The organism is Pseudomonas sp. WS 5059 (assembly GCF_012985525.1).
Taxonomy (GTDB): Bacteria; Pseudomonadota; Gammaproteobacteria; order Pseudomonadales; family Pseudomonadaceae; genus Aquipseudomonas.
Map to the genome: position 1 here is coordinate 184,855 of NZ_JAAQWO010000006.1, position 13,371 is coordinate 198,225.

General features: G+C 61.8%; 13 protein-coding genes. 11 read left to right on the forward strand and 2 right to left on the reverse strand.

The window, feature by feature from the left end; all coding sequences use genetic code 11:
• Positions 1 to 20 precede the first annotated feature (20 nt).
• The 6 genes from HBO12_RS18885 to HBO12_RS18910 all read left to right on the forward strand — a co-directional run bounded on the left by HBO12_RS18885 (position 21) and on the right by HBO12_RS18910 (position 3,895).
• Entirely contained in the window at positions 21 to 362 is a 342-nt protein-coding gene (locus tag HBO12_RS18885; RefSeq protein WP_169955732.1) for a type II toxin-antitoxin system RelE/ParE family toxin, read from the forward strand.
• Between the two features lie 10 nt (positions 363 to 372).
• Positions 373 to 675: an XRE family transcriptional regulator gene (locus HBO12_RS18890; RefSeq protein WP_070995736.1), complete on the forward strand. Its 303-nt coding sequence runs from the start codon at positions 373 to 375 to the stop codon at positions 673 to 675.
• Positions 676 to 779: 104 nt separating this feature from the next.
• On the forward strand, positions 780 to 1,142 hold the full coding sequence (locus tag HBO12_RS18895; protein ID WP_169955731.1) for an ArsC family reductase: 363 nt from the start codon (positions 780 to 782) through the stop codon (positions 1,140 to 1,142).
• 32 nt (positions 1,143 to 1,174) lie between these two features.
• On the forward strand, positions 1,175 to 2,209 hold the full coding sequence (gene dapD, locus HBO12_RS18900; RefSeq protein ID WP_169955730.1) for a 2,3,4,5-tetrahydropyridine-2,6-dicarboxylate N-succinyltransferase: 1,035 nt from the start codon (positions 1,175 to 1,177) through the stop codon (positions 2,207 to 2,209).
• Positions 2,210 to 2,279: 70 nt separating this feature from the next.
• Positions 2,280 to 3,485: an aminotransferase class V-fold PLP-dependent enzyme gene (locus HBO12_RS18905; RefSeq protein ID WP_170042930.1), complete on the forward strand. Its 1,206-nt coding sequence runs from the start codon at positions 2,280 to 2,282 to the stop codon at positions 3,483 to 3,485.
• Positions 3,482 to 3,895, forward strand: a complete 414-nt coding sequence (locus HBO12_RS18910) for a SufE family protein (RefSeq protein WP_170042931.1) — start codon at positions 3,482 to 3,484, stop codon at positions 3,893 to 3,895. Before HBO12_RS18905 ends, HBO12_RS18910 begins: the two co-directional genes overlap by 4 nt.
• A 115-nt stretch (positions 3,896 to 4,010) precedes the next feature.
• On the opposite strand, the gene tcdA is transcribed toward HBO12_RS18910, so the two are convergent.
• Positions 4,011 to 4,820 (reverse strand): tRNA cyclic N6-threonylcarbamoyladenosine(37) synthase TcdA, encoded by an 810-nt coding sequence (gene tcdA, locus HBO12_RS18915; RefSeq protein ID WP_390620680.1) that lies wholly within the window; start codon positions 4,818 to 4,820, stop codon positions 4,011 to 4,013.
• Positions 4,821 to 5,028: 208 nt separating this feature from the next.
• Between tcdA and HBO12_RS18920 the strand changes: the two genes are divergently transcribed.
• From HBO12_RS18920 to HBO12_RS18935, 4 genes are all read left to right on the forward strand, one after another.
• A complete protein-coding gene (locus HBO12_RS18920; RefSeq protein WP_169955726.1) occupies positions 5,029 to 7,620 on the forward strand; it encodes a glycosyltransferase in 2,592 nt (863 codons plus the stop codon).
• A 234-nt stretch (positions 7,621 to 7,854) separates the two neighbouring features.
• Positions 7,855 to 9,006, forward strand: coding sequence for a succinyl-diaminopimelate desuccinylase (gene dapE, locus HBO12_RS18925; RefSeq protein WP_169955725.1), 1,152 nt, complete (start codon positions 7,855 to 7,857; stop codon positions 9,004 to 9,006).
• Complete coding sequence (locus tag HBO12_RS18930) at positions 9,006 to 9,815, forward strand: putative RNA methyltransferase (RefSeq protein ID WP_170042932.1); 810 nt, start codon at positions 9,006 to 9,008, stop codon at positions 9,813 to 9,815. The genes dapE and HBO12_RS18930 overlap by 1 nt, the downstream gene beginning before the upstream one ends.
• Positions 9,816 to 9,888: 73 nt before the next feature.
• Positions 9,889 to 10,266 (forward strand): hypothetical protein, encoded by a 378-nt coding sequence (locus HBO12_RS18935; RefSeq protein ID WP_029300131.1) that lies wholly within the window; start codon positions 9,889 to 9,891, stop codon positions 10,264 to 10,266.
• Between the two features lie 178 nt (positions 10,267 to 10,444).
• On the opposite strand, the gene HBO12_RS18940 is transcribed toward HBO12_RS18935, so the two are convergent.
• Complete coding sequence (locus HBO12_RS18940) at positions 10,445 to 10,654, reverse strand: cold-shock protein (RefSeq protein WP_003189131.1); 210 nt, start codon at positions 10,652 to 10,654, stop codon at positions 10,445 to 10,447.
• Positions 10,655 to 10,833: 179 nt separating this feature from the next.
• On the opposite strand from HBO12_RS18940, the gene plsB reads away from it, so the two are divergent.
• Positions 10,834 to 13,338 (forward strand): glycerol-3-phosphate 1-O-acyltransferase PlsB, encoded by a 2,505-nt coding sequence (gene plsB, locus HBO12_RS18945; protein ID WP_170042933.1) that lies wholly within the window; start codon positions 10,834 to 10,836, stop codon positions 13,336 to 13,338.
• Positions 13,339 to 13,371: the final 33 nt, after the last annotated feature.

Sequence of the window (13,371 nt, forward strand, 5' to 3'; positions counted from 1 at the left end):
TTTTAGGTACACTCCAGCACATGAGTAAAAACTCACTCACTTTACATGTGAGCTTTTTTCGCACTGACGCAGGTAACGAGCCGGTACGTGAATGGCTGATAGATCTGCCCCGTGAACACCGGCGAATCATTGGGATAGAAATAAAAACCGTGCAACTGGGATGGCCAATCGGCATGCCCGTAGTGCGAAAGCTCGATTCAGGGCTATGGGAGGTCAGGGTTGAACTGGAGGGCACCATCGCCCGCATTATCTTCACGGTGATCGGCAGCAACATGGTGCTACTCCACGGTTTCATCAAGAAAAGCCAAAAGACACCGGCGTACGACATGGCAACCGCCAAGCAGCGTAAGGCAAGGTTATGAGGTACCACACATGAACAAGCATATCGGTTCTGACTTCGATGATTTCCTCGCCGAGCAAGGGCTCGGCGAAGAAGTCTGCGCGGCGGCCCTCAAGCGTGTCATCGCCTGGCAGATCGCGCAGGCGATGAAGCATCAACGAGTCAGCAAAAAAGCGCTGGCAGAGCGGATGCACACCAGCAGAACCGCCGTGGACCGTGCCCTGGATCAAAATGACTCGGGTATGACCCTCGCCACTTTGGCCAGCGCTGCCAGGGCCCTGGGCCAACGCGTGGAAATCCGCCTGGTTCCAGAGGATCAAGCAGCCCACGCATGACCTGCCCACCTTTGGACCAGGTAGCCTGCGCGCAGTGGCTCTACGTGGCATAATCCTTGGCTGAATTTTTGCGACCCTATTGGGGAGATTTTTAGGAATGAAATATGCCCAATAAAAACAATCAGTTACAGATTTTCGGCATCAAAGCCTGCGACACCATGAAAAAGGCTCGTACCTGGCTCGATGAAAATGCAATCAGCTATGAGTTTCATGACTACAAGACAGCCGGTATCGACCGCGAACACTTGACCCAATGGTGCAACGAGCACGGTTGGCAGGTGGTTTTGAACCGTGCAGGCACGACCTTTCGCAAACTCGAAGACGAACGCAAAGCCGATCTCGACCAGGCGAAAGCCATTGAACTGATGCTCGCACAACCCTCGATGATCAAGCGTCCAGTGCTCGATCTCGGTGACAGAACCCTGATTGGCTTCAAGCCAGAAAGTTATTCGGCGGCCCTCAAGTAGGCCAGCCACTTCATTTTTGTAGAGGTAACAGCATGTCCAATTCCCTGTTCAGCCTGGGCTTCGGCGTCGGCACCCAGAACCGCCAAGGTGCTTGGCTGGAAGTGTTTTACGCGCAGCCATTGCTCAACCCTTCGGCCGAAATCGTCGCCGCCATCGCGCCGATCCTTGGCTACACCGAAGGCAACCGGGCGATCACCTTCACCATTGCCCAAGCCTCGCAACTGGCTGACGCACTGAAAAATGTAGATGCCACCCAGGCCGCCCTGCTGACCCGCCTGGCCGAAAGCCACAAGCCGCTGGTCGCCACGCTGTTGGCTGAAGACGCCGCACTGACCTCCACGCCAGAGGCCTACCTCAAGTTGCACCTGCTGTCCCATCGCCTGGTCAAGCCCCATGGCCTGAGCCTGGCCGGTGTGTTCCCGCAATTGCCGAACGTAGCCTGGACCAGCCAGGGTGCGATCGACATTGGCGAACTGGCCGAACGCCAGCTGGAAGCACGCCTGCGTGGCGAGTTGCTGGAAGTGTTCTCGGTGGACAAGTTCCCGAAAATGACCGACTACGTGGTCCCGGCCGGTGTGCGGATCGCCGATGCCGCGCGTCTGCGCCTGGGCGCCTATGTGGGCGAAGGCACCACCGTGATGCATGAAGGCTTCATCAACTTCAACGCAGGCACCGAAGGCCCGGGCATGATCGAAGGCCGTGTATCGGCTGGCGTATTCGTCGGCAAGGGTTCGGACCTGGGCGGAGGTTGCTCCACCATGGGCACCTTGTCGGGCGGCGGCAACATCGTGATCAAGGTCGGCGAAGGCTGCCTGATCGGCGCCAACGCCGGTATCGGTATCCCATTGGGCGACCGCAACACCGTGGAATCCGGCCTGTACGTGACTGCTGGCACTAAAGTGGCGCTGCTCGATGAGCAGAACCAACTGGTCAAGGTGGTCAAGGCCCGTGAATTGGCTGGCCAGCCGGACCTGCTGTTCCGCCGTAACTCCGAGACCGGTGCCGTGGAGTGCAAAACCCACAAGTCGGCCATCGAACTGAACGCAGCGCTGCACGCTCACAACTAAGCAGCGACTCGATGCCACCGGAGCCGGCCGTGCCTTGCAGCACGGCCGGTTCATATGAGTCTTCAATCCCATGCTTGTGCCCTCGCCCTGGCGCGCCGATTTCCCGGCCATCGCTACCTTGCAACGGCAAGACCAGACCTACCTGGACAACGCCGCCACCACGCAAAAACCTCAAGCCCTGTTGGACGCCCTTAGCCATTACTACGCCAATGGCGCAGCCAATGTGCACCGTGCCCAGCATTTGCCGGGCGCCCATGCGACCCAGGCGTTCGAGGACAGTCGCAGCAAAGTGGCGCAATGGCTCAACGCAGGTGACAGCGGGCAGATCATCTTCACCCACGGCGCGACGTCTGCGCTGAACCTCCTGGCCTATGGCCTTGAGCACCTCTTCAATCCGGGCGATGAAATTGTCATCAGCGCCCTGGAACATCACGCCAACCTGTTGCCCTGGCAGCAGTTGGCCAAACGCCGTGGGCTCACGCTGGTGGTGCTGCCCCTCGACGACGAGGGCTTGATCGACCTGCAAGCCGCCGCCGCGCTGATCGGGCCTCGCACCCGGCTACTGGCGGTGAGCCAGCTGTCCAACGTGCTGGGCGCCTGGCAGCCCCTCGCACAGTTGCTAGCACTGGCCCAGGCCCACGACGCCTTGACCGTGGTGGACGGCGCCCAGGGTATCGTCCACGGGCGCCATGACGTGCAGGCCCTGGGCTGCGACTTCTATGTGTTTTCCAGTCACAAGCTCTACGGCCCGGACGGCGTCGGCGTGCTTTATGGCCGCACCGAAGCCCTGCATCGGCTACGCCACTGGCAGTTTGGCGGCGAGATGGTGCAACAGGCCGACTACCACAGCGCCAGCTTCCGCCCCGCGCCCCTGGGTTTCGAAGCGGGCACGCCGCCGATTGCCGGGGTGATTGGCCTGGGGGCGACCCTGGACTACCTCAACTCCCTGGATCAACAGGCGGTGCTCGCCCACGAAGCGGCGCTGCATGACTACCTGTTGCGCGGCTTGCAGGCGCGCAATGGCGTGCGCCTGCTGGGCGCGCCGCAGGTGGCCCTGGCCAGCTTTGTGGTGGACGGCGTACACAACGCCGACCTCGCCCACCTGCTGACCGAGCAGGGCATCGCGGTCCGCGCCGGCCATCACTGTGCAATGCCCCTGCTCAAGAGCCTGCATTTATCTGGCGCGATCCGGGTTTCTTTGGCGCTGTACAACGACTCCGATGACCTGGAGCGCTTTTTTGAAGCGCTGGACCAGGCACTGGACATGCTGCGATGAGCCTGCCAGTGGATGCGCAGGCCGCACTGCTGGCCTTTCAGGCCGTCGGCAGTTGGGAGCAACGCGCCCGCCTGCTGATGCAATGGGGCGAGCGGCTGCCGGCGTTGGCGGATGAAGGCAAGGTCGACGCCAACCTGGTGCAGGGCTGTGAAAGCCTGGTGTGGCTGGTAGGGCGACTGCAGGACGGCCATTGGCAGTTTGCCGCCAGCAGCGATGCGCGCATGATTCGTGGGCTGGTGGCCTTGTTGCTGGCGCGGGTCAATGGGCTCTCGGCGGCCGAGTTACAGGCAGTCGACTTGCCTGACTGGTTCAACCAACTGGGGCTCTCCCGCCAGCTGTCGCCGTCGCGCAGCAATGGCCTGAATGCAGTTTTGCAGCGCATGCGCGACTTGAGCCAAACACAAAACTAACTGTGGGAGCGGGCTTGCCCGCGATAGCGATGTATCAGTCAATATTGCAGTGACTGAAGAATGGCTATCGCGGGCAAGCCCGCTCCCACATTTTGTTTTATGCCCAGCAGTGAGATCAGGTGGGCTTGACCCGCTCGGAAGGCCTGCGCACCCCGGCCACGATCTTGTCCACCGCCTTGGTCGCCGCCACCATGCCAAAGGTCGCCGTCACCATCATCACTGCGCCAAACCCACCCGCGCAGTCCAGCTTCACGCCATCGCCCACAAAACTCTTCTGCAAACAGATGCTGCCGTCAGGCTTGGGATAACGCAGCTGTTCGGTGGAGAACACGCAAGGCACGCTGTAGTGACGGGTCACGGTGCGCGAGAAGCCGTAGTCGCGGCGCAAGGTGGAGCGCACTTTCGAGGCCAGCGGGTCGTTGAACGTGCGGTTCAGGTCGCACACCTGGATCAGCGTCGGGTCAATTTGCCCGCCAGCGCCACCGGTGGTGATGATCTGGATCTTGCGGCGCTTGCACCAGGCGATCAGCGCTGCCTTGGCGTTGACCGCGTCGATGCAGTCGATCACGCAGTCGATAGTCGGCGTGATGTACTCGGCCATGGTGTCGCGGGTCACGAAATCCGCCACCGCGTGCACGGTGCAATCGGGGTTGATCGCGCGCAGGCGCTCAGCCATCACCTCGACCTTGGGCTTGCCCACGGTGCTGTCCAGGGCGTGCAACTGGCGATTGCTGTTGCTGACGCACACGTCGTCCAGGTCAAACAGCGAAATCTCGCCCACCCCGCAACGGGCCATGGCTTCTGCCGCCCACGAGCCAACACCGCCCACGCCGACGATGGCCACATGGGCCGCTTTCAAGCGTTCCAGACCTTCAATGCCATATAGACGGGCGACACCGGCAAACCGTGGATCTTCTGTGCTCATGACCATTACCCCAAAAACCGGCGCGCATTATAGGGCTACGCAGCGATAAGTTCTAAGCTACAAGCTATAAGTAAAGAACTTACCAGCGCTTTCGCTGCCCAATGCCCGGTTTTTCCTGGCTTGCTGTACGCTCAGGGAAGGGCCGGTGTAGGATGCGCGCCGTTCGACACCTCCATTCGTTCCACACCCTTTGGAACCCGAAACAGCTATGTCATCGCGTAAATTTGGACTCAACCTGGTGGTGGTGCTGGCAATTGCCGCGCTGTTCACTGGTTTCTGGGCGCTGATCAACCGCCCGGTCACTACTCCCAACTGGCCCCAGCAGATTTCCGGCTTTTCCTACTCGCCGTTCCAGCAGGGCCAGTACCCGCAGAAAGACCAGTATCCGAGCGACGAGCAGATGCGTCAGGACCTGGCGATCATGAGCAAGCTGACGGACAACATTCGGACCTATTCGGTCGACGGCACCCTGGGGGATATTCCCAAGCTGGCGGAAGAGTTCGGCCTGCGCGTGACCCTGGGGATCTGGATCAGCCCGGACCTGGAGCGCAACGAGCGCGAAATCCAGCGGGCCATCGAGATCGCCAACACCTCGCGCAGCGTAGTGCGCGTGGTGGTCGGCAACGAGGCGATCTTTCGCAAGGAAATCACCCCTGAGGAGCTGATTGTCCTGCTGGACCGGGTGCGCGCTGCCGTCAAAGTGCCGGTGACCACCTCCGAGCAGTGGCACATCTGGGAGCACAACCCGCAGTTGGGCAAGCATGTCGACCTGATCGCCGCGCACGTGCTGCCGTACTGGGAACATGTGCCGATGGCCCAGGCCGGGCAATTCGTCCTCGACCGGGCCAAGGATCTGAAGAAGACCTTCCCGAAAAAGCCACTGCTGCTGTCGGAAGTCGGCTGGCCGAGCAACGGCCGCATGCGTGGTGGCGCAGACGCCTCCCCGGCCGACCAGGCCATTTACCTGCGTACCCTGGTGAACAAGCTGAACCGCCAGGGCTACAACTACTTCGTGATCGAAGCCTTCGACCAACCCTGGAAAGCCAGTGACGAAGGCTCGGTCGGCGCCTATTGGGGCGTGTTCAACGCCGCGCGCCAGCAGAAATTCAACTTTGAAGGGCCGGTCGTGGCGATCCCGCAGTGGCGAGTGCTGGCCATCGGCTCGGTGGTGCTGGCGCTGCTGTCGCTGACCCTGCTGATGATCGACGGCTCGGCCCTGCGCCAGCGTGGCCGCACCTTCCTGACCTTTATCGCGTTCCTGTGCGGGTCGGTGCTGGTATGGATCGGCTACGACTACAGTCAGCAATACAGCACCTGGTTCAGCCTGACGGTGGGTTTCCTGCTGGCACTCGGTGCGCTCGGGGTGTTTATCGTGCTGCTGACCGAGGCCCATGAGCTGGCGGAAGCGGTCTGGACTCACAAGCGCCGGCGCGAATTCCTACCGGTTGAAGGCGATTCGGACTACCGCCCGAAAGTGTCTATCCATGTGCCGTGCTACAACGAGCCACCGGAGATGGTCAAACAGACCCTAGACGCCCTGGCAGCCCTCGATTACCCGGACTACGAAGTCCTGATCATCGACAACAACACCAAGGACCCGGCCGTGTGGGAACCGGTGCGCGACTACTGTGAGACGCTGGGCCCGCGCTTCAAGTTCTTCCACGTCGCGCCCCTGGCCGGTTTCAAGGGCGGCGCGCTGAACTACCTGATCCCGCATACCGCCAAGGATGCCGAAGTGATCGCGGTGATCGATTCGGACTACTGCGTGTCGCCCAACTGGCTCAAGCACATGGTGCCGCACTTCGCCGATCCGAAAATCGCCGTGGTGCAGTCGCCCCAGGATTACCGCGACCAGAACGAAAGCACCTTCAAGAAGCTCTGCTACGCCGAATACAAAGGCTTCTTCCATATTGGCATGGTCACCCGCAACGACCGCGACGCGATCATCCAGCATGGCACCATGACCATGACCCGTCGTTCGGTACTCGAAGAGCTGGGTTGGGCCGACTGGTGCATCTGTGAGGACGCCGAACTGGGCCTACGGGTATTCGAGAAAGGTCTGTCGGCTGCGTACTACCACACCAGCTACGGTAAGGGCCTGATGCCCGATACCTTTATCGACTTCAAGAAACAGCGGTTCCGTTGGGCCTATGGCGCGATCCAGATCATCAAGCGCCACACCGCCAGCCTGTTGCGCGGCAAGGACACCGAACTGACCCGTGGCCAGCGCTACCACTTCCTCGCGGGCTGGTTGCCGTGGGTGGCAGATGGCATGAACATCTTCTTCACCGTCGGCGCCCTGTTGTGGTCGGCGGCGATGATCATTGTGCCGACCCGGGTCGACCCGCCGCTGCTGATCTTCGCAATCCCGCCGTTGGCGCTGTTTGTGTTCAAGGTCGGCAAGATCATCTTCCTCTACCGCCGCGCCGTTGGCGTAAACCTCAAGGATGCGTTCTGCGCGGCCCTGGCCGGGCTGGCGTTGTCCCACACCATCGCCAAAGCGGTGCTGTATGGTTTCTTTACCACCAGTATTCCGTTCTTTCGCACACCGAAAAACGCGGATAACCACGGCTTCTGGGTAGCAATTTCCGAAGCGCGGGAAGAGATGTTCATCATGTTGCTGCTGTGGGGCGCGGCGCTGGGGATCTACCTGGTGCAGGGCCTGCCGAGCAACGACATGCGCTTCTGGGTGGTGATGTTGCTGGTGCAATCGCTGCCGTATGTGGCGGCGCTGATCATGGCGTTCCTGTCGTCACTGCCGAAACCGGCAGCGGTGGCGGAGCCTGCAACCGCTGCGTAAAAACTTGCGCAATGCACTAAACGGCGGCCTCTGGTCGCCGTTTTGCTATAAGATAACGGCCCTTTATGGGTTCAAGCAGCCACTGCCCCCCCCTTGTGGGAGCGGGCTTGCCCGCGATGGCATCGCTGCGGTGCAACTGCTACACCGCGGCGCCTGCATCGCGGGCAAGCCCGCTCCCACATTGGATATATTTCACTCTCGTCTTGCGCCCTGACACACCTTCGGAGTTTTCCCATGACGGCCCACGCCGACCTTTCGCCGACCCTCCAACTCGCTATCGACTTGATCCGCCGCCCGTCGGTGACGCCGATCGACGCCGACTGCCAGAAGCTGATGATGCAGCGCCTGGGCGACGCCGGCTTTGCGCTTGAGCCGATGCGCATCGAAGATGTGGATAACTTCTGGGCCACCCACGGCAAGCATGCAGGCCCGGTACTGTGCTTCGCCGGCCATACCGACGTGGTCCCGACCGGCCCGGTGCAGGCCTGGCAGAATGACCCGTTCGACGCATTGATCGACGAACACGGCATGTTGTGCGGGCGTGGCGCGGCCGACATGAAAGGCAGCCTGGCCGCGATGCTGGTGGCCTCCGAGCGCTTTGTGAAGGACTATCCGGACCACAAGGGTTCGGTCGCCTTCCTGATCACCAGCGACGAAGAAGGCCCGGCGCACCACGGCACCAAGGCCGTGATCGAGCGCCTGGCGGCACGCAAGGAGCGCCTGGACTGGTGCATCGTCGGCGAACCGTCGAGCACCACCCTGGTGGGCGACGTGGTGAAGAATGGTCGTCGTGGCTCCCTCGGCGCGACCCTGACCGTGCGCGGTGTGCAGGGCCATGTGGCCTACCCGCACCTGGCGAAAAACCCGATCCACCTCGCCGCCCCGGCCCTGGCCGAATTGGCCGCCGAGCATTGGGATGATGGCAACACCTTCTTCCCGCCGACCAGTTTCCAGATTTCCAACCTCAATTCCGGCACTGGCGCCACCAATGTGATCCCCGGTGACCTGACGGCGGTGTTCAACTTCCGCTTCTCCACCGAGTCCACCGTCGAAGGCCTGCAGCAGCGGGTCGCGGCGATTCTCGACAAGCATGGCCTGGACTGGCATGTGGAGTGGGCGTTGTCGGGCCTGCCGTTCCTCACCGAGCCGGGCGCGCTGCTCGATGCGGTGTCTGCCAGCATCAAGGCCATCACCGGCCGCGAGACCCAGGCCTCCACCAGCGGCGGCACGTCCGACGGGCGCTTTATCGCGACCCTCGGCACCCAAGTGGTGGAACTGGGCCCGGTCAACGCGACGATCCATCAGGTCAACGAGCGTATCCTGGCCAGCGACCTCGATGTGCTGACCGAAATCTACTACCAGACCCTGATCAAGTTGCTCGCCTGATGCTCGCCTGCCCCATTTGCAGCGCCCCCCTCAATGAGGTGGACCATGGCGTGGTATGCCCGGCCGGGCACCGATTCGACCGGGCCCGCCAGGGTTACCTGAACCTGTTGCCGGTGCAGCACAAGAACAGCCGCGATCCGGGAGATAACCTGGCCATGGTGCAAGCGCGCCGCGACTTCCTCAACGCCGGGCACTACGCGCCAGTGGCCAAGCGCCTGGCGGCACTGGCGGCGGAACGCAAACCCCAGCGCTGGCTGGATATTGGCTGCGGCGAAGGCTATTACACTGCACAAATCGCCGATGCCCTGCTGCGCGCTGATGGCTATGCCCTGGATATTTCCAAGGAAGCAGTCAAGCGTGCGTGCAAGCGCAACCCGACGCTGACCTGGCTGATCGCCAGCATGGCCCGGGTACCGTTGGCCGACGGCAGTTGCCAGTTCCTCGCCAGCGTGTTCAGCCCGCTGGACTGGCAGGAAGCCAAGCGCCTGCTCAGCCCTGGCGGCGGCCTGATGAAGGTTGGCCCGACCAGCGGCCACCTGATGGAGCTGCGCGAACGCCTGTACGACGAAGTGCGCGAGTACACCGACGATAAGCACCTGGCACTGGTGCCGGACGGCATGAGCCTGCAACACAGCGAAGTGCTGGAGTTCAAGCTCAGCCTGGCCGACCCCAAGGACCGCGCCAATCTGCTGGCGATGACACCCCACGGCTGGCGCGCCAGCGCCGAGCGCCGCGCCCAGGTGATCGAGCAGGCCGAACCGCTGCGGGTCACCGTTTCGATGCGCTACGACTATTTCGTGCTTCAATAACCGACTTTTCCGGGCGTTCGCGCCCACCCTGAATCCGCGAATGGATTTTCGAATCCCGCAACGAGGAACATCCATGCGCCAACCCGATATCGAGATTTACCTCAAGGACGCCGACGTCGACCACAAGGCCATCGCCGCCTGGCTGGGCGCCGCCCTGGGTCCGTGTACCGACTGGGTACAAAAGGGCCAGACCTACAAGTGCAAGGCCGGCAATGTGCCAGTGACCTGGCTGCCCAAGGCCGTGGGCAAGTGGAACAGCCTGTACCTGGAAAGCGACCAGACCCCGTGGGAAGACGACATCGCCTGCGCCCGTGCGGCGTTTGCCGCGCTGAACGTTGAAGTGCGCTGCGCGCCGGGAACGTGGGTCGAGGAAGAGGGCGAAGAAAGCGCCGACACCTGGATTCGGATCAGCACCGATGGTGAAGAACAGATCACCTGGAAAACTGCCTGACCCAACCTGGTCAGTGTGGGGGCTGGTTTGTGTGGGAGCTGGCTTGTGTGGGAGCTGGCTTGCCTGCGATACAGGCACCTCGGTCTCTCTGTCAGACCACGGTGATGCTATCGCAGGCAAGCCAGCCCCCACACAAGCCCGCTCCCACATGGGTTCAGCGGCGTTGCAGAAATCTGCCTTAAAGACCGACCACATCCTCCGCCTGCAAGCCCTTCTCGCCGGTCACCACGGCGTATTCCACCTGCTGGCCCTCGGCCAGGGAGCGGTGGCCTTCACCACGGATGGCGCGGTAGTGCACAAACACATCCTTGCCGTCTTCCCGCTGGATAAAGCCATAGCCCTTGGCGTCGTTGAACCACTTCACATTGCCGGTTTCGCGCGTTGTCATCTGTTTGCTCCCACTGGTTTTTATTGTTGAGTCAGTCGCATTGAACTGCCGAGTATAAGACAGGCTCAAAAACGATCAACTCAACTTTACTTCGCTGCTTTTTTGCCGATTTTCGGCGAATACGGCACACTACCCGCCCGAGCGCCTGCTCGGTTTTTTCCACTCAAAGCAGCACGCCTATGACCCGCTCCCCGTTCCGCCGTCTGGTATTTGGCACCTTGCGCCGACTGTTGTACCTCTGGGTTCGCTCGGAGACGATCAACCAGTCGTCCCTCACCCTTAACCTGGACCGCAGCCGGCCGGTGTTCTACGTCCTGCAATCGCCCTCCCTGACCGAACTGGCCGTGGTGGATGCCGAGTGCACCAAGGCCGGCCTGCCGCGCCCGGTGCTGCCGGTGGCCGTTGGCCCGTTGATGGAACCGGCGGCGTTCTTTTACCTGACCCCCGACCCGGACTGGCTCGGCCGCCAGGACAAGCGCGGCGCGCCGCCGACCCTGACGCGCCTGGTCAACACCCTGACCGAGCACGCCGAAGAAAACGCGCAGATCATCCCGGTCAGCGTGTTCTGGGGCCAATCGCCGGCCAGCGAGTCGAGCCCCTGGAAACTGCTGTTCGCCGACAGCTGGGCAGTCACCGGGCGCCTGCGCCGGGTGTTGAGCATCCTGATCCTGGGGCGCAAGACCCGGGTGCAATTCTCTGCGCCAATCAACCTGCGTGAATTGATCGAGCACAATAAAGGTCACGAACGTACGGTGCGCATGGCCCAACGGATCCTGCGGGTACACTTTCGCAACCTGAAGACCGCGGTGATCGGCCCCGACCTGTCCCACCGGCGCAACCTGGTCAAGGGCCTGGTGAACATGCCACTGGTGCGCCAGGCAATCCTCGACGAGGCCGAGCGGGAAAAAATCACCCCGGAAAAAGCCAAGGCCCAGGCCCTGCGCTATGGCAATGAGATCGCCTCGGACTACACCTACACCGCCATCCGCTTCCTCGAAGTGGTGCTGAGCTGGTTCTGGAACAAAATCTACGACGGGATCAAGGTCAACAATATCGAAGGTGTGCAAAAGGTCGCCCAGGGCTACGAAGTGATCTACGTGCCTTGCCACCGCAGCCACATCGACTACCTGCTGCTGTCCTACCTTCTATTCAAGAACGGCCTGACCCCGCCGCACATCGCCGCCGGGATCAACCTCAATATGCCGGTGATCGGCAGCCTGCTGCGCCGGGGCGGGGCGTTTTTCATGCGTCGCACGTTCAAGGGCAACCCGCTGTACACCTCGGTGTTCAACGAATACCTGCACACCCTGTTTACCAAAGGCTTCCCGGTGGAGTACTTCGTCGAGGGCGGCCGCTCACGGACCGGGCGCATGTTGCAGCCCAAGACCGGGATGCTGGCGATTACCCTGCGCAGTTTCCTGCGCTCCTCGCGCATGCCAATCGTGTTTGTGCCGGTGTATATCGGCTACGAGCGGGTGCTGGAAGGTCGCACCTACCTGGGCGAATTGCGCGGGGCGACGAAAAAGAAAGAGTCGATCTTCGATATCTTCAAGGTCATTGGCGCGCTCAAGCAGCGCTTTGGCCAGGTGGCGGTCAACTTCGGCGAGCCGATCAAGCTGGCGGAGTTCCTCGACCACGAGCAACCGGACTGGCGTACCCAGGAGCTGGCGCCCAACTACAAGCCCGCCTGGCTCAACGAGACCACCAACCGCCTCGGCGAGCGCGTGGCCCAGCACCTCAACGAGGCCGCCGCGATCAACCCGGTGAACCTGGTGGCGTTGGCGCTACTGTCCACCAGCCGCCTGGCCCTGGACGACCAGGCCATGGCGCGGGTGCTGGACCTGTACCTGGCGCTGCTGCGCCGGGTACCCTACTCGCCCCATACCACGTTGCCCGAGGGTGACGGCCAGGCCTTGATCAAGCACGTCAAGGACATGCACCTGCTGTCCGAACAGAGTGATGCCCTGGGCAAAATCCTCTATCTGGACGAGCAAAACGCGGTCCTGATGACCTATTACCGCAACAACGTGCTGCATATCTTCGCCCTGCCGGCGTTGTTGGCCAGCTTCTTCCAGAGCAGTTCGCGCATGAGCCGCGAACAGATCCTGCGCTATACCCGCGCGCTGTATCCGTACCTGCAATCGGAGTTGTTTATCCGCTGGTCCCTGGACGAACTTGACGCAGTGGTCGACCAGTGGCTCGAAGCCTTGGTAGAACAAGGCCTGCTGCGCTTTGAAAACAACATCTACCTGCGCCCGGCCCCCAGCTCGCGCAACTTTGTGCTGCTGACTCTGCTGTCCAAGAGCATTGCCCAGACCCTGCAACGCTTCTACATGGCCATTTCGCTGCTGCTTAACAGCGGCCAGAACAGCATCAGCGCCGAAGAGCTGGAAGACCTGTGCACGGTCATGGCCCAGCGCCTGTCGATCCTGCATGGCCTGAATGCCCCGGAGTTCTTCGACAAGAGCCTTTTCCGACATTTTATTCAGACGTTGCTCGAGCAAGATGTGCTGCGCCGCGATGAAGCCGGCAAGTTGAGCTACCACGACCTGCTCGGCGAATTGGCCGAAGGCGCCGCCAAACGGGTGTTGCCCGCAGAGATTCGCCTGTCGATCCGCCAGGTGGCGCTGCACCGCAACGACGAAGCGCCCGCGCCAGACGTCGAGCCGGACGAAACCCGCTAGATTTACCAGGGCGCCAGGGTGTTTCTGGCGCCG

Coding starts and splice junctions, on each gene's coding strand:
- HBO12_RS18885 (WP_169955732.1), top strand. CDS start 21: ATGAGTAAAAACTCACTCACTTTACATGTGAGCTTTTTTCGCACTGAC.
- HBO12_RS18890 (WP_070995736.1), top strand. CDS start 373: ATGAACAAGCATATCGGTTCTGACTTCGATGATTTCCTCGCCGAGCAA.
- HBO12_RS18895 (WP_169955731.1), top strand. CDS start 780: ATGCCCAATAAAAACAATCAGTTACAGATTTTCGGCATCAAAGCCTGC.
- dapD (WP_169955730.1), top strand. CDS start 1,175: ATGTCCAATTCCCTGTTCAGCCTGGGCTTCGGCGTCGGCACCCAGAAC.
- HBO12_RS18905 (WP_170042930.1), top strand. CDS start 2,280: ATGCTTGTGCCCTCGCCCTGGCGCGCCGATTTCCCGGCCATCGCTACC.
- HBO12_RS18910 (WP_170042931.1), top strand. CDS start 3,482: ATGAGCCTGCCAGTGGATGCGCAGGCCGCACTGCTGGCCTTTCAGGCC.
- tcdA (WP_390620680.1), bottom strand. CDS start 4,820: ATGAGCACAGAAGATCCACGGTTTGCCGGTGTCGCCCGTCTATATGGC.
- HBO12_RS18920 (WP_169955726.1), top strand. CDS start 5,029: ATGTCATCGCGTAAATTTGGACTCAACCTGGTGGTGGTGCTGGCAATT.
- dapE (WP_169955725.1), top strand. CDS start 7,855: ATGACGGCCCACGCCGACCTTTCGCCGACCCTCCAACTCGCTATCGAC.
- HBO12_RS18930 (WP_170042932.1), top strand. CDS start 9,006: ATGCTCGCCTGCCCCATTTGCAGCGCCCCCCTCAATGAGGTGGACCAT.
- HBO12_RS18935 (WP_029300131.1), top strand. CDS start 9,889: ATGCGCCAACCCGATATCGAGATTTACCTCAAGGACGCCGACGTCGAC.
- HBO12_RS18940 (WP_003189131.1), bottom strand. CDS start 10,654: ATGACAACGCGCGAAACCGGCAATGTGAAGTGGTTCAACGACGCCAAG.
- plsB (WP_170042933.1), top strand. CDS start 10,834: ATGACCCGCTCCCCGTTCCGCCGTCTGGTATTTGGCACCTTGCGCCGA.